General features: G+C 38.8%; 30 protein-coding genes. 8 read left to right on the top strand and 22 right to left on the bottom strand.

Going from position 1 to position 24,280, the window contains the following annotated elements; translation table 11 throughout:
- Window position 1: 1 nt before the first annotated feature.
- On the top strand, window positions 2-454 hold the full coding sequence (smpB, locus tag SHI21_RS13130; protein WP_323577053.1) for an SsrA-binding protein SmpB: 453 nt from the start codon (window positions 2-4) through the stop codon (window positions 452-454).
- A gap of 1 nt (window position 455) precedes the next feature.
- Here smpB and SHI21_RS13125 read toward each other — a convergent pair whose 3' ends face one another.
- A complete protein-coding gene (locus tag SHI21_RS13125; protein ID WP_323577052.1) occupies window positions 456-734 on the bottom strand; it encodes a hypothetical protein in 279 nt (92 codons plus the stop codon).
- 77 nt (window positions 735-811) lie between these two features.
- Here SHI21_RS13125 and SHI21_RS13120 point away from each other — a divergent pair, with 77 nt between their 5' ends.
- Window positions 812-1,237, top strand: coding sequence for a hypothetical protein (locus tag SHI21_RS13120; protein ID WP_323577051.1), 426 nt, complete (start codon window positions 812-814; stop codon window positions 1,235-1,237).
- On the opposite strand, the gene SHI21_RS13115 is transcribed toward SHI21_RS13120, so the two are convergent.
- From SHI21_RS13115 to SHI21_RS13105, 3 genes are read right to left on the bottom strand one after another with little or no spacing between them, the layout of a single operon-like run.
- Window positions 1,197-1,580 (bottom strand): hypothetical protein, encoded by a 384-nt coding sequence (locus tag SHI21_RS13115; RefSeq protein WP_323577050.1) that lies wholly within the window; start codon window positions 1,578-1,580, stop codon window positions 1,197-1,199. The two genes, SHI21_RS13120 and SHI21_RS13115, sit on opposite strands and share 41 nt — an antisense overlap.
- The gene (locus tag SHI21_RS13110) at window positions 1,567-1,842 is read right to left on the bottom strand and encodes a heavy-metal-associated domain-containing protein (RefSeq protein ID WP_323577049.1); all 276 of its coding nucleotides are present in this window, start codon (window positions 1,840-1,842) and stop codon (window positions 1,567-1,569) included. The genes SHI21_RS13115 and SHI21_RS13110 overlap by 14 nt, the downstream gene beginning before the upstream one ends.
- Before the next feature lie 10 nt (window positions 1,843-1,852).
- Window positions 1,853-2,497: a hypothetical protein gene (locus tag SHI21_RS13105; protein ID WP_323577048.1), complete on the bottom strand. Its 645-nt coding sequence runs from the start codon at window positions 2,495-2,497 to the stop codon at window positions 1,853-1,855.
- Between the two features lie 97 nt (window positions 2,498-2,594).
- On the opposite strand from SHI21_RS13105, the gene SHI21_RS13100 reads away from it, so the two are divergent.
- Both SHI21_RS13100 and SHI21_RS13095 read left to right on the top strand, forming a co-directional pair.
- Window positions 2,595-3,116 carry an RNA polymerase sigma factor gene (locus tag SHI21_RS13100; RefSeq protein ID WP_323577047.1) on the top strand — a complete coding sequence of 174 codons (522 nt, stop codon included), beginning with the start codon at window positions 2,595-2,597 and terminating at the stop codon, window positions 3,114-3,116.
- Window positions 3,113-3,583: a hypothetical protein gene (locus SHI21_RS13095; RefSeq protein WP_323577046.1), complete on the top strand. Its 471-nt coding sequence runs from the start codon at window positions 3,113-3,115 to the stop codon at window positions 3,581-3,583. The genes SHI21_RS13100 and SHI21_RS13095 overlap by 4 nt, the downstream gene beginning before the upstream one ends.
- Here the strand turns inward: SHI21_RS13095 and SHI21_RS13090 are convergent, their stop codons facing one another.
- The 9 genes from SHI21_RS13090 to SHI21_RS13050 all read right to left on the bottom strand — a co-directional run bounded on the left by SHI21_RS13090 (window position 3,584) and on the right by SHI21_RS13050 (window position 12,040).
- Window positions 3,584-4,540, bottom strand: coding sequence for a hypothetical protein (locus SHI21_RS13090; RefSeq protein WP_323577045.1), 957 nt, complete (start codon window positions 4,538-4,540; stop codon window positions 3,584-3,586).
- Window positions 4,537-5,550, bottom strand: a complete 1,014-nt coding sequence (locus SHI21_RS13085) for a GHMP family kinase ATP-binding protein (protein WP_323577044.1) — start codon at window positions 5,548-5,550, stop codon at window positions 4,537-4,539. Before SHI21_RS13085 ends, SHI21_RS13090 begins: the two co-directional genes overlap by 4 nt.
- Window positions 5,543-6,070: a hypoxanthine phosphoribosyltransferase gene (gene hpt / locus SHI21_RS13080; RefSeq protein ID WP_323577043.1), complete on the bottom strand. Its 528-nt coding sequence runs from the start codon at window positions 6,068-6,070 to the stop codon at window positions 5,543-5,545. Before hpt ends, SHI21_RS13085 begins: the two co-directional genes overlap by 8 nt.
- Before the next feature lie 42 nt (window positions 6,071-6,112).
- Complete coding sequence (locus SHI21_RS13075) at window positions 6,113-6,751, bottom strand: thymidine kinase (RefSeq protein WP_323577042.1); 639 nt, start codon at window positions 6,749-6,751, stop codon at window positions 6,113-6,115.
- A gap of 122 nt (window positions 6,752-6,873) precedes the next feature.
- The gene (locus tag SHI21_RS13070) at window positions 6,874-7,491 is read right to left on the bottom strand and encodes a hypothetical protein (RefSeq protein WP_323577041.1); all 618 of its coding nucleotides are present in this window, start codon (window positions 7,489-7,491) and stop codon (window positions 6,874-6,876) included.
- Window positions 7,488-8,900, bottom strand: coding sequence for a hypothetical protein (locus SHI21_RS13065; RefSeq protein ID WP_323577040.1), 1,413 nt, complete (start codon window positions 8,898-8,900; stop codon window positions 7,488-7,490). The genes SHI21_RS13070 and SHI21_RS13065 overlap by 4 nt, the downstream gene beginning before the upstream one ends.
- 2 nt (window positions 8,901-8,902) lie before the next feature.
- Window positions 8,903-10,444: a GldG family protein gene (locus SHI21_RS13060; RefSeq protein WP_323577039.1), complete on the bottom strand. Its 1,542-nt coding sequence runs from the start codon at window positions 10,442-10,444 to the stop codon at window positions 8,903-8,905.
- Window positions 10,445-10,454: 10 nt separating this feature from the next.
- A complete protein-coding gene (locus tag SHI21_RS13055) occupies window positions 10,455-11,198 on the bottom strand; it encodes an ABC transporter permease subunit (RefSeq protein WP_323577038.1) in 744 nt (247 codons plus the stop codon).
- The gene (locus SHI21_RS13050) at window positions 11,195-12,040 is read right to left on the bottom strand and encodes an ABC transporter ATP-binding protein (RefSeq protein WP_323577037.1); all 846 of its coding nucleotides are present in this window, start codon (window positions 12,038-12,040) and stop codon (window positions 11,195-11,197) included. The genes SHI21_RS13055 and SHI21_RS13050 overlap by 4 nt, the downstream gene beginning before the upstream one ends.
- Before the next feature lie 159 nt (window positions 12,041-12,199).
- On the opposite strand from SHI21_RS13050, the gene SHI21_RS13045 reads away from it, so the two are divergent.
- Window positions 12,200-13,213, top strand: coding sequence for a DHH family phosphoesterase (locus SHI21_RS13045; protein WP_323577036.1), 1,014 nt, complete (start codon window positions 12,200-12,202; stop codon window positions 13,211-13,213).
- A gap of 7 nt (window positions 13,214-13,220) precedes the next feature.
- Here the strand turns inward: SHI21_RS13045 and SHI21_RS13040 are convergent, their stop codons facing one another.
- Window positions 13,221-14,063: a sterol desaturase family protein gene (locus SHI21_RS13040; protein ID WP_323577035.1), complete on the bottom strand. Its 843-nt coding sequence runs from the start codon at window positions 14,061-14,063 to the stop codon at window positions 13,221-13,223.
- Between the two features lie 9 nt (window positions 14,064-14,072).
- The gene (locus tag SHI21_RS13035; RefSeq protein WP_323577034.1) at window positions 14,073-14,540 is read right to left on the bottom strand and encodes a hypothetical protein; all 468 of its coding nucleotides are present in this window, start codon (window positions 14,538-14,540) and stop codon (window positions 14,073-14,075) included.
- A gap of 68 nt (window positions 14,541-14,608) precedes the next feature.
- Between SHI21_RS13035 and SHI21_RS13030 the strand changes: the two genes are divergently transcribed.
- Window positions 14,609-15,280, top strand: a complete 672-nt coding sequence (locus SHI21_RS13030) for an HAD family hydrolase (RefSeq protein WP_323577033.1) — start codon at window positions 14,609-14,611, stop codon at window positions 15,278-15,280.
- A 245-nt stretch (window positions 15,281-15,525) separates the two neighbouring features.
- Complete coding sequence (locus tag SHI21_RS13025; protein WP_323577032.1) at window positions 15,526-16,173, top strand: hypothetical protein; 648 nt, start codon at window positions 15,526-15,528, stop codon at window positions 16,171-16,173.
- Between the two features lie 55 nt (window positions 16,174-16,228).
- Here the strand turns inward: SHI21_RS13025 and SHI21_RS13020 are convergent, their stop codons facing one another.
- Genes SHI21_RS13020 through SHI21_RS13000 form a run of 5 tightly spaced genes read right to left on the bottom strand, consistent with a single transcriptional unit; the run spans window position 16,229 to window position 21,577 of the window.
- A complete protein-coding gene (locus tag SHI21_RS13020; RefSeq protein WP_323577031.1) occupies window positions 16,229-17,812 on the bottom strand; it encodes a hypothetical protein in 1,584 nt (527 codons plus the stop codon).
- Window positions 17,812-19,074 carry a TRAP transporter large permease gene (locus tag SHI21_RS13015; RefSeq protein ID WP_323577030.1) on the bottom strand — a complete coding sequence of 421 codons (1,263 nt, stop codon included), beginning with the start codon at window positions 19,072-19,074 and terminating at the stop codon, window positions 17,812-17,814. Before SHI21_RS13015 ends, SHI21_RS13020 begins: the two co-directional genes overlap by 1 nt.
- A complete protein-coding gene (locus tag SHI21_RS13010) occupies window positions 19,071-19,589 on the bottom strand; it encodes a TRAP transporter small permease (protein WP_323577029.1) in 519 nt (172 codons plus the stop codon). The genes SHI21_RS13015 and SHI21_RS13010 overlap by 4 nt, the downstream gene beginning before the upstream one ends.
- Before the next feature lie 11 nt (window positions 19,590-19,600).
- On the bottom strand, window positions 19,601-20,572 hold the full coding sequence (locus SHI21_RS13005; protein ID WP_323577028.1) for a TRAP transporter substrate-binding protein: 972 nt from the start codon (window positions 20,570-20,572) through the stop codon (window positions 19,601-19,603).
- A gap of 24 nt (window positions 20,573-20,596) precedes the next feature.
- Window positions 20,597-21,577 (bottom strand): TRAP transporter TatT component family protein, encoded by a 981-nt coding sequence (locus tag SHI21_RS13000; RefSeq protein ID WP_323577027.1) that lies wholly within the window; start codon window positions 21,575-21,577, stop codon window positions 20,597-20,599.
- Window positions 21,578-21,929: 352 nt separating this feature from the next.
- Here SHI21_RS13000 and SHI21_RS12995 point away from each other — a divergent pair, with 352 nt between their 5' ends.
- Window positions 21,930-22,124: a hypothetical protein gene (locus SHI21_RS12995; protein WP_323577026.1), complete on the top strand. Its 195-nt coding sequence runs from the start codon at window positions 21,930-21,932 to the stop codon at window positions 22,122-22,124.
- 2 nt (window positions 22,125-22,126) lie between these two features.
- Here the strand turns inward: SHI21_RS12995 and SHI21_RS12990 are convergent, their stop codons facing one another.
- On the bottom strand, window positions 22,127-22,744 hold the full coding sequence (locus SHI21_RS12990; RefSeq protein WP_323577025.1) for a Maf family protein: 618 nt from the start codon (window positions 22,742-22,744) through the stop codon (window positions 22,127-22,129).
- Window positions 22,731-24,173 carry a hypothetical protein gene (locus tag SHI21_RS12985; protein ID WP_323577024.1) on the bottom strand — a complete coding sequence of 481 codons (1,443 nt, stop codon included), beginning with the start codon at window positions 24,171-24,173 and terminating at the stop codon, window positions 22,731-22,733. The genes SHI21_RS12990 and SHI21_RS12985 overlap by 14 nt, the downstream gene beginning before the upstream one ends.
- Window positions 24,174-24,280: the final 107 nt, after the last annotated feature.

Here is a 24,280-nt window from a genome sequence, read left to right as displayed (position 1 = left end):
TATGAGCATTAAAATCATCGGGACAAATAAACGTGCAGGCTTCGATTATTCTTTAAAAGAAACTTTTGAAGCGGGCATCATGTTACAAGGGACAGAACTTAAAGTTCTGCGCGAAGGAAAAGTTTCTTTATCGGAAGCTTACGTTGCAATCGATGGCAACGGTGAAGTATGGGCCTATAACGTCATGATACCGATGTACGCCTTCGGAAACATCAATAACCACTCAGAGAGCAGGATTAAAAAATTGCTCTTAAATCGCGTTGAAATCAATCGTATTCATCACGAGATGAAAACTCAGCAACTCGCTCTAGTCGTAACTAAAATTTATTTCAAAGACTCAAAAGTGAAACTTGAATTTGCTTTAGGGAAAGGAAAGAAACTTCACGATAAACGTGAGTCTGATAAAGAGAAAGATGTGCAGAGAAAACTACAAAGAAGAGACTATAACGACTAGCCTATTTCTTTTTCGCTTTTCCCGAACTCTTCGATCCACCAACAAACGACATTAAGATCATTCCTACAATGAGTCCCCCCATCGTGTATCTCATGACGTACCAGAATGATTCATCCAGATAGCCCTGGCTGAAAAACCCTGAAATAGAACCCACGAAATAACCTTTGGTAAGTACATTGATCCAATCAAGCTGGCCGATTAAGGCATAACTCGGTCTGAAGTATAAACCTACTGCTGTGGAGATGATGGTAACTAAAAGGACGATAAAAATTTTCTTCATGAGTCAATTATCGCCAATTTTAAAATTAAAACATCAAAAAACTATCCATTAATTTTTAAAATTCCTATACTTTGAGGATGAATAGATCTCAACAAAAAAAACTGGCGATGGCATGCTGTTACCTAACGGACTTGACTCTGATTGCCTGGCTCTATTTTAGAGCGACCAACTACGGGCGCTACACTCACAATCTTGAAGGGAAAGTCGACTCTCCAGACTTCCAAATCCAGCTTTATAAAGTGCTACTGCAAAGCCTGACCTTTGCTCTCTTGTTATTTCTTGCTGCTCAAACTGTGGTTTACATCATGGCCTGGAAGAAAAAAAGAGCGGCCTATCTCTACTTGAAATTCTTTGCGGTGTTTGGATTTGTCGTGGCATTTGTTATAGCGGTGCTAAGTTCTGCTTACGCCCTACTGCCAATGCTCATTTACATTGGCGGGTATTACGTGTTTTCTAAATTACTTAAAGAATCATCGGCAATAGTGCAAAGCTCGCCCCTATAACCCAAACAACAATTGAAAAGATCGTTATGCGCTTCGACCACATTCTGGCCGTCGTACAAGCACGTGCTTCATTCGGATCAATCGGGCACGGCAAGAAGCGCGCTCGGTATTGCATATAAGAGCTAAAACTCAACATGAGAAATGACCCGGCAAAGACCGGTAGTTTATTTTCCGAAAGCCAGATGAGTGAAGGAAAAGTTGTCACCAATCCCACCATCGTCGCGCCCAACCCTATTGAAACAAATAAGGCCGGAAGCGCACAACAGATAAGTGTGCTCATCGAAGTGAATAAACTAAAAAATGAAATCCAGATGTTTTTTTGTAAATCGTTATTTGATTTCAATTTTTTCTACTCCGTATCCTGAGTCTGTTAAGATTTCCGTGATTCTTTCACTTGAAAGTTTTTGGCCTTCATTAAGCTCTAAAGTGACAAGGTGTTTTCCTAAATCAACGTTTACACTTTTTACTTTTTCTTCATTGAACTTTTTTGTAATCCCTTGTGAACAGAATGAACAAACCATTCCTTTTACTGTGATTTCAATTTTTTCAGCAGCAAAGGCCGTTGTCGTTAGAGTCAGTGCCAGGACCATTAGTAATGTTTTCATCTATATCTCCTTAGAAGTGAACCATAAAGTTAAATTGAGCATCGCCTTTTGAACTCACACCGAATTCAGTCAGGACGTTGTGATAAAAGAGTCTGATAAACGGAGTAAGCTTAAAGTCTTTATCCATTGTATTGGAAGTATCCCCTTGTAAAATAAACCAGGTATTCATTTCGTTAAATTCAGCTAAGTAAGGAGCAAAACCGGCGCGAACCTTAGTCTGATAAACATTTCGGTCTGAATTTTTATGTGAAATTAAAACGTCTTCTCTAAAAGACACATAGTATTTTCTTGATTCCCAATCAGTTTCTAGTGCAACTGATGATGTGTTTTTAAATGACGAGTTAACTTTCTCTCCCCCATGCCCAAGACTCAAATAAATGTTGGCCTGGCTATCAAGTTCATTCCATCTTTTAAGCAGGAAGTTCACCTGAGGAATATAGAAAGTTCTCTCCCCATCTTTGGTATCAAGGCGCAGGTAGCGGGCCGCAAGTGAATAATTCGATGTAAAGCTATGAGTGAACATCCAGTCGCTCATCTCCTTACTGTTCCAGGTCATAATGGAGTAAGACCCTGCAAATGCCACAGGATGCGCTTCTGCTTTCGTCCCCATAATGGATAAAAATAGACAACTAACTGTTAAAAGTTTGGTGAACACGTCCGCCCCTTGCTAAGATTATGTGAATCAATAACCATACGTCACACATTTCAAATTTGTGACGTATACCTATTAGAAAAGGGCTTCAGGGATCTACTTGAGAGACTTAAAAGAAATAACGGCAGAAGAGCTTATGCTCCGATACCAAACACATTCACCCGATGAAGCCTACGCTGCTTTTAATGAGCTTTACTCTCGTTACAGTCAGCGCGTGTTTAATTTCCTGAATAAAAAAGTTAAAAACTCTGTCGATGGTGAAGATTTATTGCAGAAAGTTTTTATCAAGATTCACGAAAGCAAGCACCTTTACAGCGCTAAGTATAAGTTCGAGCAATGGCTTTTTGTCATTGCAAGAACACAGGCATTGGATTATTTCAGGGCCAACAAAAGATACCAGGACCGAATGGCCAATTATGAACCTGAAGTCCTTGAGTCCTCGGAAGTTGATATGTCTCTACTTAAAAATCTAGACAGCGATCAACAGGAACTTTTAGAGATGAAGTTCATTGATGAACTCTCGTATCAGGAAATTGCCAAGATCGTTAATAAGAGCGAAGTCTCTTTAAGAAAAACTCTCAGCCGCATGGTGGGGCGTTTAAAAAAAGGTGAAGCACTATGAATAAAATACCAAATCATATTACAGAACAAATCCTGGGGACTGTTCGTGCCAAACTTCATCCAAAACTTAGTCATTTGATTTTGAAACTATTTTCTGTTCATTTACTGACAGCAGTTATCACTCTTTCAGTGTGCCCTCAGTTCGGATTTAAAATCTTCAAGCTTCCAGTTAACCTAATGAACGAGTTCATGGTTTTTGGTATGCCTGCTTGTTATTTCCTATGTGGACTCTTCTTCACGGCCACTTCAACGGCCATGGCCGCAATCGTTTTACAACGTGACGAAATCCGCGCTCTAAAGTTTCATAAAACTCTAGCTGCTGCTGCCTTAATTCTAAGCTCAATCGGATTCTTCGGAATTATGAATCCCAACTTCTTCTTAGAGTTCTCAATGTTATGGTTAATCGGTGCCATCACCGGTGTAGTGATGACACTTGAAGTGAGCGGCCGAATTCTAGCTCGCGCTTAATTAATCTAAGTGAAAATTAGGAATGATGAACTTTGTATCTTCTGGTTTCGTCCAGTCAGGCAACTTTACATTCTTCTTTTGAAGAACGTTTTGTCCTGCCAGCGCCAACAAGAATGAATCGAAAGCTCTAGGATTTTTTACCAGAATTTCCAGGTCGTGATTATAGATAAAGATATCAAGCTTGCTTTCAATCTTTTTAATCGTATCAAGTCTTGCTTCAATTCCGATATCCACGTCATTTAAAAGTGAAATGTCTTTTTTCAGGATGATTTTAGCTCTTAGTAACTCAACTAAAATAATCTGTTCATTCGCTTCAAAAAACTCCAGGTCCTTTGGGAACTGACGCTTAATATAGTTGAAGCGGAAAAGAATCATTAATGAAACGTTTCCAAATGAATCAAAAGACGTATTGAAGAGTTCTAAAATCTGATCGTAGTAGTATTTCCAAACCCAGAAATCCAGCGAGCGGTTCCAGTAAGGAAGAAAGCCCTTTTTAAGGCGTCTCTTAAATGATCTTGATAGAAGGTGATGAGCTGTCTCTTTCGAGAAAATATCGCGGTTATAGACGATCTCATCGGCCTTATTTCTTTCCTGCTCATAGCGCTTAGGATTTTCGTTCACAAGTCTTTGGTCTTCATCTAAAAGATGTTTGATTTTTTCCTGCACGATCTCCAGAGTATTGTCCGAGCATTTCAAAACCCCTTGATCATCGTAGTTATTCGACTCGCTCACAGGTTTTGAAAGAGGAAAATCCACAACCAACTGCTTAATGTTGAAATTTGAGATCCAGGCATGAATCGCTTCGTTGCTATCAGCGGCCTCTTCTTCCTTTACGGGTAAAAGAGATTTTAAGAACCATCTTTTGCTATCGGGAAAGTACTCAATCAGACAGAAGTAGAAGTTATCGTTCCTTCCACCTTTCATGCTCAAGCTTCCGATGTTGCTTATTTCAGTCAAAGGGGTCTCTCCACTTTAAACGGCAGACGTTTCATTTGGAACTTAGCTAGTAACTGATCAATGTATTCTCTATCTGATGGCCTGTGAGTGATAAGGAAACATCCTCCACCACCTGCTCCACAAATTTTCATTCCGAAGTGAGGTCCCTGATCTTTTAAAACCATATGAAGTTGATTCATATTCTGAGTTAAAATCCCTGGAAATAATTTTCTTCTCTCTTCACCTTCAGCTCCAATTAATGGAATTAAGGCCTCATAGTTTTTTGACTGGATTGCTTTAAGAGCTTTGTTAGAAAGGTTGGCTATTTCAGCAAGGCCTGCTCTTACCGCTGCATCTTTGTTAAAAAATGCTTTATAAACTTCCCAGTTATTAATTCCAGAGTTTCTCGTTTCACCTGAGTAAACAAGTGTCACGTGGCTTTCTAAAATTTCTTTTAATTCTTCTGTAAAAAGCTGAATCACTTCAACTCTTCCCGGGCTTGGTTTTAATCCTAGTACTCCTCCAAATAAAGCAGGGTAATAGTCTTGATAACCAGCTGGGCAATCAATAATAAGAGCTTCAATCGCATTCACTTTCTGAATGGCTTCCACTCTCTCGTAAGGAATTTTCATGTGAGTGGCGATAGCAGAATAACAAGTCACTCCCATGGCAGACGATCCACCAAGACCAGCACCTGGAGGTGATCCAGATTCAAGTTCCATGCGAACACCTGAATGAAGCCCAAATAAATGTAAAATGCGAGCGATGAACTCAAGGTTTCCAAAAAACTTATTCTGGAAATTCTCAGCAGTGAAATCTCTCGAGTTAAACTTATCAGTTGTCTTATAATCTTTTGAAACGATTTCAACACCATCAAAATCAATCGGTGTGATCACAACTTTTGCTTTTAATGACGTCGCTAGATTCAATGTAACAACATCTGGAAGAATTAAATTAATAGGCACCAGATCCAGGGTTCCCCCTAGTAAATCTACGCGAACTGAACCCTCTACTGTCGTTATCTTACTCACCGTACACTCCAATATATGGAAGTTCACGGTAGCGACCATCAAAATCCAATCCATAACCAATTACAAATTTATCTTCAATATCAAATCCTAAGTAATCCACTGGCACTTCTACTTTTAAGCGCGCACGCTTTAGTAGCAGTGAACACAGCTTTAAACTCTTAAGGTTTTTTAACTTCATGTGTTTTAGTAAAAAAGTAATCGTCAGACCCGTATCGACGATGTCTTCGACTAGAATCACGTTTTTTCCAACCAGTGATTGTTTAACGTCCATTCTAAAACTCACTTCACCAGAACTTTCAGTTCCTTCGTAAGAGCTTAGAGAGACGAATTCAATTTGGCATGGAATGGTAAGATGACGGAATAAATCCGCGCAGAAAATAAATGAACCATTCAAAACACCAACAATGATAACTTCCTGACCTGCGTAGTCTTTGTTAATCATCGCTGCAAGTTCTTTAACTCGCGCCTGGATTTTAGCTTCTGAAATGAATTCACCGATAGAGGCATTACTCTGAGTCATCCTAATCCTTATGGGGAGGAAGTGATAATGCCTATAAGTGTACTATAAATTTTGAGTTTTGGAACGAGACTCGTTTAAATTCACGAAGAATGCTAACTGATCCTGGTCTTCACCGAAGAAATCAGCGTGAGCACGGCAGCGCGCTTCGTACAAATCAGTCTCACCAACTAAAACCTGGTCAGTATTATTGGGATTTTTTCTGAAAGTTTTAGGTGCCGGAGCTCCACAAACAGTACAGATAGCGTGAATTTTATCAACACTGTCAGCGATCGCTAGAAGGTTTGCCATCGGCCCAAATGGTTTTCCCATATAGTCCTGGTCAAGGCCTGCCATGATCACACGAATCCCTCTACGAGCTAGTTTCTCAACTACCACAGAGATGTTTTCGTCGAAGAATTGAACTTCATCAATCCCTACAACTCTCGTTGAATCGTAAACTTTTTGCAGAATTTCGATTGATGTATTTACTGGAGTCGCTTCAATTGAAAGTGAAGAGTGTGAAACAACTTCAGTTTCATGATAACGATTATCAATAGCTGGTTTAAAGATTTGAACTTTTTGGCGAGCAATCTGCGCTCTTTTTAGTCTACGAATTAGCTCTTCGGTCTTCCCAGAAAACATCGGACCGCAAACGACCTCAATACTCCCAGAACTACCTGTCATCCCTGCAAATAGAGTCATAGATTTCTCCCCAAAATGTCTCAAAAATATCAGTAACAATTGTGTGTGTGTTCTGCCATCTTGGCAGATCAAATCAAAGTTTTCAATGAGGTTTCACTAGCAATTTCTAACATCAACAAAATTTAAGTTGTTAGCAGCAGCGAGATTAGGAGCGTAAAGTAAGACGCGATGAGTACAGTGATTAAAAACATCAAAAATAGTGGCGTCATAAGCACTAAAACTGCTTGCACTCTCGTAAATCCTAATTTTGCACGCAGACCAATGAACATGTAATACGCTTGGGCCAAAGTACTAAGGACACTTCCAAAAATAGGAATGATTAAGAAGATATTGGCCGTAAAAATCGAGTTTAATAACTCTTCGATCTCCACATCCAGTTCACGGTCCCCATCGTAGTCAAAAATCTGAGCAAAAAATCTTAAAAGATAGGCCCAGAACTTAAAAGCGAATTGGAAAATGAAGGGATAAAAAATTACCTGAACGAGCGTCATCATCAAAGAGATTTTCTGAGTCGTTACAGAGAATGATTCGAATAATAAATGGGTGTAGCTTTGTGAGTTTGAAAGATACTCATAACTCACGATCCCCAGGTAAAGGGCAAAGATCGAGTAAAAAGCATAAATGATGTGCAGAGACCACGAAATCCCCATCACTTCAAAATACGTTATTCTCTCCCCATCAACTGAGCGTTTAGTGGGAGCTAGGAACGTATGAAAAAAAAGAGAGAGTGATTGAATCATTTTTTCGCTGCTATAAAGTAATCTTCGTGTTTAATACTAAATGGAAGTTTGGCCCCAAGATAATAATGGACCATGATCTTCTGATCAAAATCTACTATACTCGCGCCATTCTCATCTAGGATAACACTCAAATTTCTATTATCAAACTGAACTCTCAGGATATTTTTCTTGAGTATCTCACTCGGACTTTCCGTTAATTCTGTGACGTGATTTCCTTCTGTCTTAAAAAATTCGATCAGTCTTTTAAACTCTAGTGCGCGGATTGTTCCTTCTGTGAATCTGGAATCCGTAGGCATTACTTTGAAAAGTTCCTTGTCAGAGATCTTTACCGTCTCTGTTTGGTTATCCAGAAACGTAATTTTAAAATTGAACTCTTTTTCTTTTGGCATAATTCGTTTCTGCCAGAAATCCTGTACATTCACAAAGAAGTACTGAGCATCTGCAGGTTTTAACTGATAAACGATATTGTCTAAAGTCGTCTTCAAAAAGTAGCCCGATTCTTCACCGTATTTCTTATAAACATCCAGCGTGTACTTGCGCCCTTCTCTATCCACCACTTCAAACTCTGAAAGAATTTCTGTCAGAAGTTTTGGATCGGCCGGGTAATAAAGATTTTTTCCTTCAAGCTTCGTTAAAAACTCCAGGAAGGAAACCCAATTGTCTTCGTAGTAACCAATCCCCTTTGGTGGAGGTGGAATCGTTTGAGATTTTTCAAAATCAATGGCATATTTTTTATTTCTAAACGTAGCGATAGAAATCGTCTTAAAGTTAATTCTCTCATCTGTGTATTTAAATTCTTTAAAGACTCTGGTGTCGTAGAAGTATTTGTTAGTTAAAAGGAAAACGATTTGTATGCGCTTATATTTAACATCTGATTTTTTATACTCTTCATCACTTTGGTAAACACTTGGGTCTGGTGATTCATCATTCACGATCACGACTTGAGAGACACCATCTCTCGTCACTTCCATATAGAACGACTGATCGAAATCCAGTTTTTTCCCCAATGTAAAAGTCAGCTCACCTTTTTCAAAACGAAACGTCATCTTCATTGAAGGATCAGGAATATAAAAATTCATTCCGACTTTAGCGACTTCAGCTTGGTTTAAAAATGTCTTAACTTTTAGCCCAGCGAGAATCTGAAAGAACTCATCAAGCCTTGGCTCAGATAATTGCAGGTTTGTGTCCTTATCAAAAAAGAGATTTCCTCTTTTTTCAAAGTTCAACTTAATCCCTTGAATCCCCTGAATGTCCCCTAGTTTTTCCGTATCTAATAACTGAGTTTTTTTAGCATGCTCAGCTTCTGCAGTACGGTTACTTTTTTCTTCAAAAATATAAGTCCCGGCAAGTGCCAGGACTAAAACTAAAAAAAGTGCGAGGTTTTTGTGCTTAAGAATTTTTTCTTTCATAACTATCTGTCTCTTTTTCTTCTGTACATATAGACCGCTAATCCAAAGAGAACTAATGGCGAAAACAATACTGAGAAGTAAAAAATAATTCCCATTTGAGGTGCTGAAATAAAGATCGGCTGACTTTGAACGATTGGCAGGTTAAACGAGATCAATCTGTCTTCGCCCACTGTCCATGAAAGTGAGTTTAAGAAGAATGTATAGTTTGCTCCAAACTTAGAATAAGCATTGATAACAAAAGTTGAGTTACCAAAGGCCACAATTCTATTATCGGGACTCTCGTACGACATCGTCATATAAAGCGGCCCTGGTTTATCAGTCCCTTTTGTATAACTCATATCCTGAGCGGCCATTTCTTTTAAGCTCGTCTCTCCCCATGAATCCGGAAAAGGAGTTGAACCAGTAATCGTCTTCACGACCCCCTTAACACCTGGAAGAATCTCATCTGGGATTTGCTCAAGAGAAGAAACTAATGGGAAGAAAATCTGTCCCTTAAAGTTTTTTGTAATCTCAATGCTGTTATCAAAATGATCTACTAGTGGAATTGATCCATTAGATCCATTTACGAAACTCTTACGATCAATGATCATATCGTTTCTCATAATGATCTTATAATTGCGCATTAGAGCTCTGACATTTTCAAAATGATCGCCGTTAAGATCCGGATCAAGGGCAATCATCAGATTCCCTTTTCTCTCTAAGAATCTCTTGATGACATCCACTTCACTTGGTTGAAGCGCAGTTTTAGGGCCCCACAGAACAAGTGCTTTAGCATCGTATGGAATTTCCTGAGTGCTTAATAGATTAATCTGTCTGATATCAAGTGCTGAGTTTTTCGCCGTCTCATAGATAAACTTTAAACCTTCATTTTCCTGAGAATTGATATCCCCTTCGCCGTGCCCTTGAACAAAGTACACAACCGGGTCACTTCCGCGAGAAATCTTAATTAAAGCATTCGTGATATTTAATTCATCTCTCTCCGTTACATTCTGGCGCTTGCCTTTATACTCAATCACCAACGTCGCAGCATCACTAATGTGATAATCCCCTACTAAATCCGGACGAACATCAATATCGATCTTTTCAATCTGAATATTATTTTTTTCTGTGCGGTAGAATTCTAATAAGGCCATCCACGCCAGTGAATCATTCTTTCTGGCAAACATTTTAAAAGTCAGAGGCTCATTCATCTCTTTTAAAATATTCTTCGTTTGATCCGTTAGAGAGTTCAGCTTGATAACTGAAAGATCTAACTGCTTAGGATGTTTATAAGTCCAGTAGTTCACTACTCCAAAAATACAAAATAAAAGCCCAAAAAAGACAATGGTCTCTTGAAGCTTTTTAAATTGGTTACTGTGATAATAAACACTCAAAGGAAGACGGTTTAAGAAGATTAAAACAAGAGTCACGGCCATCGCCAGCACAGTCACTGCAAGATTCAGTGTCAACTCATCTGGAATCGAAATCCACAGGGCCACAACCACCAGATAAAGAATGCTGGTCACGATTGCGAGTAAAACATTATACCATTTTTTCATTTTCATTTTTATCCCCTTACCATTTTCTCGACTGAAGAGACTTCAGGGTTAATAAAAAGAAAAACGTTAAATAGCAGGCAAAGTACACAAAGCTGTAGGACTTGAGCACTCCACGAGTGAACCCTTCATAGTGAAAAGGAATCGTCGTGTACTGAACCAGTAGAGCGAATAAATAATTATTTGTCGCATTCACTGAAATAACCAAAAGCATTGACCCAAGTAAAATACAAAAAGTTAAAAGGCTGGCCACGATTTGATTATCTGTCAGGCTTGAGCAAAATAATCCGACTGCTGTGTAGGCCATAAGAGACAACACAATCCCCAGGTATGAACTGGCAACTACTCCCCAGTCACTGTAACCAGAAAATGAAAGAATCAACGGGAATAAAAGTGTCAGCGATAACATGAAGAGAACCATGGCCACGTTGGAAATAAATTTCCCAAGAATGATCTGCATCTCTGTTAGTTCTGATCTTAAAAGAAGATCCAATGTGAACTGTTTCTTTTCTTCTGCAAACGATCTCATCGTGATCAGAGGGCATAAGAAAATAAAAATAAAATTGATATTCCCGAAGATCGGTGTAATCACCCCTTGGGTCATCGTCGTGGTCGTCATCTGTGTTGACTGGATCAGATAGTTAAAAAATAACCATCCCATCATCAGCGAGAAGAGCCCAGATAAAATGTAAATAAGAGGAGAAGAAAAAGCATCCTTCAATTCCTTTCGAGCTAAAATCATGACTTTTTTTGTATAAATCATTCGTGCATCCGTTTAAATAAATCTTCTAAATCCCCACGCTCTTCCATAAACTCCAATAGTCCAATCGATGGATCTACTAAGTGGCGTGCAAGTTCAGCGCGAATATCGGCCTTGCCTTTAGTCGCAATTTTTAACAATGTATTTTTTTGTTCAAGATCCTGAGTCACTTCTATTGAATCCACACCAAAGGTGCTGATGAGTTTCTTTTTTTGTTCTTCTGAAAAATTCTGCACTCTCGCCTTTAAAATCATATTCGTTTTTAAGCTGGCAAGAATCGTATCAATCGCACCTGAGACAACAATCTCTCCACGATTAATAAGTGTGATATCTGAACAAAGAAGTTCAACATCGTGAAGCTGGTGAGATGAAAATAAAACGGTGTGCTCTTTTTTTAATTCTAAAATAAGAGACCTGATATCCGCGATAGCAACAGGGTCAAGACCCACTGTTGGCTCATCAAGGATGATAATTTCTGGTGAATGAATAATGGCCTGGGCAATACCCACTCTTTGTTGGTATCCCTTAGATAAATTCCCAATGAGGCGAGAACTGACATCGGTAAGTCCTGTTTTTGACATGACTTCATCAATGCGCGCTTCGTTTACTGCACCTGCGTAAATGGAAAACACAAACTTTAAATAATCATACACTGACATGTTGGGATAAACCGGAGGATGTTCTGGAAGAAATCCTACTTTCCCATTCACTTTATAGCGGCCACTCGTTTCAGGAATGAGACCACTTAAAATTTTCATTGTCGTAGATTTACCTGCGCCGTTAGGCCCAAGAAATCCATGAATACTTCCTTTTTTGACGGAGAAGGAAATATTATCTAAAGCCATGCGTCCAGGATAGGACTTGCACAAATTCTCAATTTCAATCGCTAATTCCATAGGACCACGCTGTTATTTAGTAAAAAGCCAATAAAAAGACGACTTATCAGGAAAATCGTAACAAAAATTACAGCAATTGAAAAAAATTTAGTGTAAATTATTATTGCTATGAATATTACTGAACGATTTAAATTCTTCACTCAAAAAGCTGACAACATCGTGATCTCTACTCACATCATTCCTGATGCTGATGGAATCGGGAGTGAAATCGCTCTATGTCTGGCACTGAGATCTCAAGGAAAGAATGCTATTTGTGTAAACGAAGAGCCCCTTCTTGAGCGCTACAGATACCTGGACCCCGACAATACTGTTATTTCTCGCTCAGAATATATGTCTTTCTACGCTGAAGCAGAAATTGATCTGTTCATTGTGACTGATACAAACTCTCTTGAGCGTATCGGTGATGGTATGAAAGCTATCGCACTAACTGCTCCAAGTTTATTATTTATCGATCACCATCCATGCCCGAAAGAAGTGATGGAAGAAAACTGTATCGATACGAGTAAAGCAGCAACTGGTGAACTAGCTGGAGAACTGATCCAGTCTCTTGGTATTCCGCTTAACCGCGAGATGGCATTACCTCTTTACACTGCAATTTTAATTGATACTTCAAGTTTCCGTTATCCAACTGTGACTGGTAACACTCACCGTTTGATTGGAAGTTTGATGGATACAGGCGTGCGTCCACCGCATGCTTACAATATGATCTACGGAACTAAAAAGCTTACGTATATGAAGCTTTTAGGAAAAGTCCTGGCAAGTGCTCACACGACGAAAGACGAAAAAGTCGCTTGGTTAACACTAACAGAAGACCTTTTAGAAAAATTTCACGTAGACACTGAAGACACTCTAGCTTTCATCAACCATCTTTTGGTTTTAGATAATATCAAAGTCGCTTTAATGTTTAGAGAAATGGGAGCGGAGATCAAAGTTTCACTTAGATCAATCGGTACTGTGGATGTAGGAATTATGGCACGCGCTCTTGGTGGTGGTGGTCACGATCACTCTGCTGCAGCAATCATCAAAGGAACTCTTGATTCAGTTATCAAGACCACTGTTGATAAGCTTCACGAAATGCTTCTTATGACTGAAGCGAAAGAACTCGCAAAAGGTCATTCTTAATCTTTTTTTATTTCTTAGAATTTACGAAGGGAAACTTCAATTGACCTAATAGATCAACTGGCATGTATTTGTTAAATGGCAGACCTGGTTTTAGATTTTCACGAGTCTCTTCCGACTTCATGTATGTCCCAAAAATCAAATCAAAAATAATTGTCACTTTACCAAAGTTCTTATTACACACCTTGATATCCGGCGAGTGATGAAGATGGTGAAGTTCACCTGTATTAAAAAAATACGATAAATAGATTGTCGAGTATCTGATGTTTGCATGCTCCATCGTTCCAGTTACGGCCGTAATCATTAAAAGCATCGCTGCAACATCGACCGAGGCCTTAAATAAATAAATTGGAATAAAATAAATAATGAACTGAATAATGATGTCCATAAAATGGAATCTTCCGGAATTGGCCCAGTACATTCTGCCCGCACCATGATGGACACTATGGTATTTCAATAGAGTTTTTTGCTTATGAGAATAGCGGTGATACCAATAGAATAAAAATTCGCTGGTGAAAAAAACAATCCAGAACTGATGCCAGAAAGAAAAATGCTCTGCCCATGAAAAACGTAAAAATGAATCGTTCATATACAATTCTATCTTTTCAATCGCTCCCGTCAGCACTGGAAGAATAATAAGTGTGGTGATCACGTCTGCTTTAAAATCACCAAGATTATGATTCCACTCTTCTTTGAATGGGTACTTATGTTCAAAATATAAAACGATGGGAAGGAATGCAAAGAAACTCACACTAGGAAGTAAGACCACTGATAGTGTCGTGAACTTCCATAGCAAAAAATAAATAAAAAATCCGCAACCAACAATAAATGGATAAATAATATATTTCGACATATTAATTGATTAGCCTGCTAAGATTTTTTCGAGAGCTTCACGCTCTTTAGGGTTAAAGTTAAATGCACCTCTGGTTAAAGCCGTTTTCAGCTTTTCCTGAGTGTTAGTGTCTTTTGGATCATTGAGTGCAATATCACTCTTGATTGTTAAATCTTTTGTATTTGGTGTTTTGATTTCTTCTTCACCGGACGCGGCTCCAAGCTTTGGTGCATCAACAGAGACAGTGTCTACAATCGGCTTGATTGTATCACTCATAAAATTATCACCTAATCTCTTAGTATTTTTAATGGCCATGTTTTTTGCAGCGTCAGAAGTTTCTACGTGTGCCGCTAATTTTTCTTTAATCGCCGCCGCGCTCATTTCTTTTTTTACTGGTGCAGCGACTTTCTTTTTAGAAGGACTGCCCTCTTTAGTAGTAGTGGCCCTTTGCGCTGGCGCAGAAGTATTTACTGTCGAGTCTTTTGGAAAGATTTTCATGGTGTAATCCCGGTTCGCTCTATGTACAATGATAGCTTATTTTGATGAATAACATTAGCAGGCAAAACATGACTGACCTAAAAGCTCTGGTAAAACATAAAGACGTGATTATCTTTGATATGGATGGGACATTAGTTAATACTGAGCCTCTGCATGCCAAAGCGGCCGTCATCGTTTTACGCGATCTTGGTGTTGAAGTAGACCTTATGGCCACAATCGATCAATTCTACGGAATGACCGATCACATCGTTTTAAAAACAGTTTGCCCGCATTTAACTGATGCCGAAATTGATAAATGTATCGAGCAAAAAAACTTTCAGTTAATAAAGCTCTTTAATAATCTTCCTGATCACGAAAAAGAAAACTACATCACTCCAGGACTCTTCCCTTTTTTACAACACCTAAAAGATGAAAATAAAAAATGCGCTGTCGTTAGTGCAAGTGAAGACATCATCGTGCTTGAAACTCTTAAATGTTTTGGCATCGATAAATTCGTGGAACTTCAAATGGGAAGAAATCAAACGGTACTGACAAAACCTCATCCAGATCCTTATCTTGAAGCAATGAAAAGATTGGGAACAACTTACGATAGTACAATTATCTTCGAAGACTCTCCCACTGGAATTAAATCTGCATACGCTTCTCGTGCTTCGGTCGTCAGAATCATGGCCTTCGCTCACACAACTTCCTCTCAAACAATTGAGGGTGAATATGTTGAGGTGGTCGACTTCTTGATTTAAATATTTTTCCTGTATTTATCGGACCCTATCTTAAAGAACCACTAATTGTGGGCAGATTTTTTATTATTTAGTTTTCCTAACCTATTAAAAATGGATTCACACTTGCGTCCGTTGAAGTTCACACCATTCACTTGTAATCTTGCAATACAAAAATTTGAATACGTTTGTGAGTTTTCTACGGTACGTCCGCTCAAGTTGAATTCGTTGTTAAGAAAAATCACAGCAAGCTTTCTCGTGGATCAAAAATGAATATTTTCTCAAACACAAAAGCTCTCGTTCTCTCAGTCGCACTTACAGCTGGTATCCTGTCTACTTCATGTGGTGATGGTACTAGTGCTTCAAACATCCAGGTTCCTGGAGTAAGCAACATGTCTGTGACTCTAGTTCAAGACAATGTTTTAATCTCGATGGTATTCGATGGCCTTCAACTTGATGGTGGACTTCGTTACAACATTCCAAAGTACCCAAATTCGTACCTGGAAATCTCTCCTGACTTAGCATCTGCTGGTACACTTATGGCCATCAGTGTTTCTCTTCAAGACGTTTTTAATACAAGCCTTCAACAACTAAACCCGGCAACTCTGCCTGGTGGGCGCTCCCTTCCGGGTGTTGCCGGTGGAAAGTTACCTGCGGTAGCTTTTTCAATCGAAAAGTTTAAAAACATGGGTTTCTACTTAGGCCCAAAGGTTTTCGGGGTGTTCATCCCGGTGAAGACTTTAGGAATCGGAACATCGATCATTACTGCTAGATACTATACAGGTAAAGACCGCATCGGAAATATCTCGCTTGTTGGAGAAGATGCAAACGGTGAAAACGCTGGGATTCTTTTAATGCTGGACATGAGCTCAACGACGCAAACTCAGCTGAAATCTGTAGCTAAAAAATATAAATAGAAAATTCTTTCCCGATATATTCTTTATAAAAAAACCCGGAGTTCTTCCGGGTTTTTTATTTTTTAAGCATGATAATAGTCCAGCGATTTTTAGTAGAAGCATCATTCTTCAGTTCGATGTAATGAGCAGTCGTCTTTTTCTCAATATCATTTGAGACGTAAAACTTCTCTCCTAAAACCTGAACAATGTTATAGAGACCTTGATGATTTTCAGTATCAATTAAAAACTTCAAAAACACTAATCCAACCGGCGCTTCCGCTGACCCCAGTAGATCATAAGACTTCATATCGTTTAATGCCGATCTAGTCTGGAATTTCTTAATAGGCCCTGACAATTCCGCAATCATCGCCGACGTAAATTCGAAGTCATCCCTAAAAGTATCCATATCCAATGAGTATGAAGAAAGATTTTTTTCTTTCATCTCTAGAACCCCATGCTCAAATTCTGAAACATGTGGTTTTTCAGGCTCAGCGACCACCACTGGAACCACTTCAGGAGCTTTCTCTTCTACTTTAGGAGCTATCACCACAACCGGTTTTGGCTTCGGTTTAGGTTTCGGCCTTACAATGACTACAGGCTCAACCTTTGGCGGTTTAAGCGCAGATAAAAAGTCACTCAGACCTTTCATATCAAATTCTTTAAGTGCCCCTGGAAGAAACAATTCACCTTGTGGATAAGTCGTATTATTTTTTAACAGGTAAGAATACATTAATGGGTACTGCTTTGATAAAGACGCATAAGGCGACTCTTTACCTTGAAATAATTTTCCATAACGACGTAAACACTCTTCCCCCATCCCCGTTTGGTTGATCAAGTTAAAAGCATTTGATGTTTTAATCAGGTCAGTCGCAATGCTAATTCCTGAGAGTCCATAAAAGTTATCCTTTTCAGAACAAAGGACTTTCATCATTTTTTTATCATCATTACAAAAGCCACCTAAGGCCTCTTTGATTTCTTCAATTTTAAGAGCTCTGCAATTTTTCTTATTAGCGATACACCAGTCATGTAGTCTCGAGAATGTCGGGTTACTCGTCAGTGACGTCGATCCCTGAAACTCATCGATAAATGTGGCCATATCTTTTTTAGACAACTGTGGCGTGTGAGACTTTTCAATCTCGTTTACAAATTTCCCATACACTCTTTCATAGAACTTCTTCATATCCGTCGATTCAGGAGTACACCCCTGAAAGACATCTTTAAAAGAGATCGAGCAAATATTCTTTCCACCTAATTGACTGGCCATTTTATTGTTGAGTTTTACCCCTTCAAATAAATAACTCATCGTCACCAGACGGTAGAGATAACGGATATAATCCATATTCTCATTAAGTGTAGAATCAGGACAAGTCGACTTCTCTACCACTTCATTAAACCAGTAACGGTGAAGTGAAAAAGGTACATCCTGAATCTGTTGATTCAGGTATTGGTCTTTAAAAATATCATCTAATAAAATAAGACCGCCCGATGAAATTTCAGTGCGAGGGTCAAGAGGGCCTGAATAGTTGGGAGTTTTCTTTTCACCCATGAATACACCAAGGTAGTATTCATTTAAATTATTATCTTCTGCACTAAAAACCGCCGTGCTACTAAGCACGGCGAGAGTTAGGACAATTGATTTAATTTTTTGGGCACTAATCATTATTGAAACCAGAATAAACTTAGAGACGGCACATAAGTAATAATGGCCAGTGCAATAACCATTAACACCAGAAACGGTATCGAGGCCGCATAGAGTGCCGTAATGGGTTTCTTAAACCTGTTACTCGCAATAAAGAGGTTAATCCCAATGGGCGGGTGAAGGTATCCAATTTCAAGGTTTGTTAAGAAGATCATCGCCATGTGAACCGGATCAACTCCGAAGTCACGAGCGATTGGTAGGATTAAAGGAACAACTACTACGATCGCACTGAAGATATCCATTACCGATCCAACGATTAGTAAGAAGATATTTAAGAACAGTAAGAAAGTGTACTTGTTGTCGATGTGAGTTCTCATTAGATCAAAGATCTTTAGAGGAATGTCTTCATCAACCATCCAGTTAGTGAAAGCAAGAGCGCAACAAAGAACCAGAAGGATCGCAGCAACTAAGCTCATTGCATCGACTGCAATCTTAGGAACATCTTTAAACAGGTTTAAATCTTTGTAGACTAGCACTTCTACGATAAGAACATACAGAGCTGTAAAGGCCGCAGCTTCAGTTACAGTCGTGAATCCACCGTAGATACCCACTAAAACAGCAACCGGCAGAATCGCTTCTAACCATGCTTCTTTTAGTGCACTTAAAAAATCTTTTAAAATAAACTTTCTTGTTTCTAAATTTTTAGGCCCGTTATAAATCGACCATGCTCCAAGGATCATGATGATAACAAAACCAGGAATGATCCCGGCCTTAAACAATTTATCAATATCAACCTTCCCTACCATTCCATAAAGGATGATGGGTAGTGATGGAGGAAATAATAATCCAAGAGATCCAGAAGCTGTGATTGTTCCAAGCGTGAACTTTTCTGAGTACCCTTCTTTAATTAAGATCGGATAAATAACACCACCAAGAGCGATGATCGTTACTCCAGACGCTCCCGTGAAGGCCGTAAAAAATGCGCACACAATTAGAGTCACGATTGAGATCCCACCAGGAATCCAGCCTAAACCAGTTTCAGCAAGTCTCATTAATCTTTGTGGAGATTTACTTTCAGCAATCAGGTATCCGGCAAAAGTAAAAAGAGGAATCGTTACAATTGTTGGTTGAGCAGCGATTTTATAAATCTCCTGCGCCACAATTGAAACGTTAACATCGGCCATAGAAAAAGCGACAAGAGATGCGAGAGTCATAATGATAAATAAAGGGATTCCAAGACTTGCCAGTAAGCAAATCCCGACTGTAGCTACAATTCCACTCATTTAATTTCTCCCACGCTATGAAGTGCCGGTGCATCTTTATCAAAACTGATGATAAACAATGTAAAGAATCTGATCGTCATCAACGCTACTCCAACCGGGATGATCCCAACTAAGTATCCACTTCCAATTCCCCAGAACTCTTCTTTGCTAAATTCCATTTCGATCTTCATGAAATCCATTGAAGCTTTAAAAAGCCACAATAGGATGATCCCTGAACAAACTAAAATGATTCTATGAATGATGATACGAGCGTGCTCTTTCTTTTTTAATTCTAAAAATTTACTGATTAAATCAATCGCAATATGGTTTGATCTTCCCGTTGCCACTACTCCACCTAAGAAGGCAGACAGAAATACAGTGTGACGGACAAAAGAGTCAATCCAATAAAGATTGATGTGAAACCATCTAAGGATGATGGCACCTGAACTTAAAAATAAAACCGAAAGCACACATAGAACTAAAAAGAACGATGCGAACTTATCAATGAAATTATCTATTTTTTTAAATACTATCACTAGAGTATCCCCTATTTCTTAGCTATTTCTGCTTCAAGTTTCTTTAATGCATCTGGAGTAAATAACTTTCCAGTTAATTTCTTAACCATGGCATTTCTATAACCTTGGGCCACTTTAATTTCAGCATCACTAAATTTTACGAATTCAATTTTCTGAGCTTTCATAGCAGCTAGTGCATCTTCGTTATCTTTTGCGTTTCCAAGGTTGATTTCTTTTTCATACTTCTTAGCAATTTCCATTGTAAGTTTCTGATCAGCTGGACTTACTTTTGCCCATGCATCACTTGTAATAACGAAAGCACCAATTGAGTAAGAAACCGGGAAATCGATCATGTACTTAACTTTTGTGTTCCACTGAAGAGCAATCATCCCGATTGGTGGAGCGTAAGCAGCGTCGATGATTCCTGTCGATAAAGATGCAAGAACGTCCGGTAGAGCTAGAGGAACACCTGTAAGGTTCATTGATTCAAACATATTTGTTACGATTGGATCTCCATCCCATGACCAGATTTTTAAGTTCTTAATTCCGTTTAGATCAGTCACTTTCTTTTGAGTTACAAAGTAAACCTGACCAATTTCAAAAGTCGCTAAACTTTTAAATTTCTTCTCTGCGAATTTTTGATCAAAGAACGGCTCCATTGCCTGAAGAGTTCTTAGAGCTTTTTCACGGTTGTGATTAAATGTGAATGGGATTTCGATAACACGAACGTCACCATTGATTTCTCCAAGAGTCTTTCCAGTAAAGATCCCACCTTGAAGTTGTCCAATTCTGATTTTTCTTAAAACGTCCTGCTCATCACCTTGAGATCCACCGTAGTAGATTTTAAATTCAACGTTACCCTTGGTAGCGTCTTTAATTTCAGAGGCCATCTTCTTAATATTTTTTGCCCAACCAGTTCCTTCAGGAGCAAGAACCCCTACTTTAACCGCAGCGTGAAGATTAAGAGATGCGAGCATTGTCAGAGAGAGTAAAATTGTTTTCATTTGTAATACCTTTTTTTATGCCTATTAAAAAAACTTCTTTTGAAAATGTGTCATTAAGTCATATCTTTTAAGTGCGAGCGTCTGATAAAAACGCAGGCCTTCTTCTCTGGTCCACGGCCCTTCTACTCTCGATTCATTATCGAAGATGTAGTATCTGCTAAACTCTTCATTGAAAACTTTTAGAGCAAGCATTTGTTCTTTGAATCCGTCTTCATCATTTTGTGGAATTAAATAAAACTGCATGTAACTCGTTCTGATCAACCAGTTGTGTGGATGCTTGCTGATGGCCTTAAGAAAAATATCACGCCCTTTTTGTGGATTCCCACCAAGCATAGTAGGTCTTCCCGCTTCATATGCTCCGTAGAAAATATCGCAAGTCCCGTAGTTGATTGATGGATCTTTTTGGCAAACCCAATCAAACATTCCTTTTGCGGCCGAAAGTTGAGAAACAAATCCCATATTATCTTTTTGTAGATTAACTAAAGCAGCAAACGATTGAGCAGTAAAAAGTACCACTTCTAAATCGCGTTTATCGTCGCTTAACTTCTTATCTAAAATCTGGTGAATTCCTTGCGGCTCATTCATGCGGGCAATGATATCGCTAAACTCAATCCCTTCTTCTTTTAAATAACGAATCCCAAAATTAAGCGAACGCGTGTAATTAAACAAGGCCTGCTTTTTTCCATCTTCAGTTTTGGCCTCACTCCACTCTTCTTCATTCATTTGCGTTTCATTCACTGCAAATGCATAACCTGCATAACCCTTATTCAGAGTTGCCAGGAGATTTTGATTCCTAGGAGATTGGGCAAGTAGACCTTCAATCAATACCAGATTTCCAGCTACACCATTTTTGAAAATATCGAAGTTTGATTCACCAAGAAGAGCATTACTTGCATTGTAGATAAGGTCGGAAGATCCACCTACGGCTGCTTTATTGAATGTCGAACATGAAGATAACAGGGTCCCGAAAGTGACAGTCGCTACGATTAAACGAAGCTTATTCATACAAGCTTTCCTTGTTTTGTTGGCAATATAAAATCCATTTTGCTTATTAGATTGCCCTACATTTCAATGATTTACAACCGAATCACAATGGGAAAGTTTGCCTATTACAGGGGGGGTAGGAAAAAGGTGTGATGAGGAGTATAATTCACTTAAGAACTTAGTAATCAAAACCGATAAGGGAGTACTTTAGTCGGTTTTGCTCTTATTAAAAGGAGAAACCTATTGGCGACTTTACCTAGTAAGTAACCTACTCGAACCTTCTACAACACTCCTCTGGGAATTTGTTATTGGTTGAAATGGTTACAGAAAAAACCGTTTTCAAACATTAACTGATTTAACAAAAGAGGATGCAATGACTACTGACAACCAAACAACGATTTCAATTGAAGAAACTACCTACTCGAAGGCCACGTCTATTGGAAGAAACGTCTCTTCTAAAGCTGTAGACAAGGCAACGAACGCTATGAAAACTCTTAGCTTAAGACCTACGAAGTCTGTTAAGAAGAACAATAGCTTCAAGCCTACGTTTGCTAAAAAATCGAGATAGGATTAGAAGTTCTTTTTCCAGTCATCACCTAAGATGATGGCAAGCTCACTTACGACTTTATCAAGCGGGAAGCCGACTACGTTCGAGTAACTACCATTGACCTTTGAAATAAAGGTTAAGCTAGGGCCTTGGATACCGTAAGCTCCCGCTTTATCCAATGAATCCCCTGTCGCAATGTAACTCTCCATCAAATCATTCGTAATCTCATTAAAAGTCACTTCAGTAAGATCATAGAAAAGATGCTCACGCATTTTATTGGTATTTTTATCGTGGAATAAAAAGCTTACTCCCGTTACCACCTTGTGAGTTTTATCTGAAAGCTCAGACAAAATCACTCTGGCGTCGTCTCTGTCTTTTGGTTTGCCATAAAGTTTCTCATCTAAAACAACAATCGTGTCCGATGAAATGATGAAAGGATTTAACACGGCACTTGCCTGAGCTAAAACAGCGTGTGCTTTTTGAGAAGCAATATCCATCGCAATCTTTTCAGACACCGTCTCGCTTGAGATCTCGGCCAGATCAGCTGTGATAATTTTAAAAGGGATATTAAGCCACGACAGCAGCTCTTTTCTTCTAGGACTTTGAGATCCCAGTACAAGACTAAATTTACCTGATTCCATGCATTTTTTTCCAAAGAAGTTTTGTTGTTGAGTTTAAAACTTCTCCGGTTTCTTTGTCATTAGATTTTTCGTTTAAGACTTCGCCAAACTTGTAATATTTGTTGAGTGCAGTGATAAAAAAGTAATTACCATACTCTGTAGTTACATTTGTTTCTCCGCGTTTTTCAAAACGCTCTCTAAAACGTGAACTGGTAAGGAGATTGGAAGTCTCGACTCTTCTGAAATACTCTTTTAAGAATTCCAAACGAAGCTCAAGATCATCTTTTGGAGCGCCTTCAGTTGATGTCAGTTTGCCCCACATGCGATAACCATCGGCCCTCGCAAGAACAACCGGATCGTATTTTTCTCTGAAAGCAAATTCTGAATAACGTTTTAAAAAGATTTCACGTCCAAGCATAATACTAGGAATTCTTCTGGTGATAAATTCACCAACATCAAGCCAGCGCACGTCTTCACTTTGAGCGTAATTGCGCCCTTTTTCATCGACAGTAATCCATAAATCATCCTGGATTGTTGTCAGCGTTTTATTATCAAAACCCCTTAGTTGTAAAAAAACATCATTGGGAATTTCATCTTTTACGTCTAAACCTAAAGTCTGTGATGATCGTTTTTTTAGAAATGTTTTTCCACCAATTAACGTCACCACTTCTACACTTGGAGAAACTCCCATGAGTGTTGCATTGGGCATAACTAAAAAAGCATAAGTCGGTTTTCCATGTGTTCTTTTATTATTGGCAAGAACCGCTTCATTCAAAGATTTGTAATGATTTAATTGCGACTTACTCTCTGCAAGCAACTCAATTAAATCGTCTTCCATATACAATTTCTTTTCAGTAATCGGCAGAGATTCATATTCAGCATAAGGGAAAAACATCACGTCAGTTTCTCTGACATTGCTTTCTTGGTAAGTCTGTTCATTACGAGACAACCACAAAATATTTCCGGCGTTAAATCTCGCGTTCAAAAAATTTTCATTTACACCAATGTTCAATTCATTAAAAGTTATTGATGATCTCGGAGACAGTCTCACCATCGTCCCATCAAACAAAAAGATCCAAGCGTAACTATCGCCTACCGTCTGAATCTCATCGCCTTCGTATAGACCTGTGCGGTGTGAGCCATTAAAAAAGCTCTCCCCACGATCAATGCGGCACGTTCCAATACATTGGTAAATGCGGCCCACTAATTCACGGTGGTTTCTCTCTCTGATGATCTTTTCCCATTCAGGAACCTGGTCCCTAATATCACTTTCTTCCTTCCATTCTTTGAATGATAAAAAAGAATTCAACGGGATACTCCCCCAAGGCGTGACACTTTGCTTTTGATCTTTGAATTCGACTTTGGCGGGAACCTTTGGTTCATCCGCACGCACTTCAAAAAAGAAGCTAGTCGTTAAGACAATCAATGCAGTGAGAAGATTCATTTTCATACATCATTATTCGGCATTCTCCCTCTAGAAGTGTAGCTAATCACTTCCAAAATCCCCCTCTTAATGATAAAATTTGCACCGTGAATCAACAGTAAGGAGCCTTGCAC

This window comes from Bacteriovorax sp. PP10 (assembly GCF_035013165.1).
Taxonomy (GTDB): Bacteria; Bdellovibrionota; Bacteriovoracia; order Bacteriovoracales; family Bacteriovoracaceae; genus Bacteriovorax; species Bacteriovorax antarcticus.
Note: the sequence above shows the minus strand (reverse complement) of the source record. Positions and strands in the feature narration are given on the sequence as shown.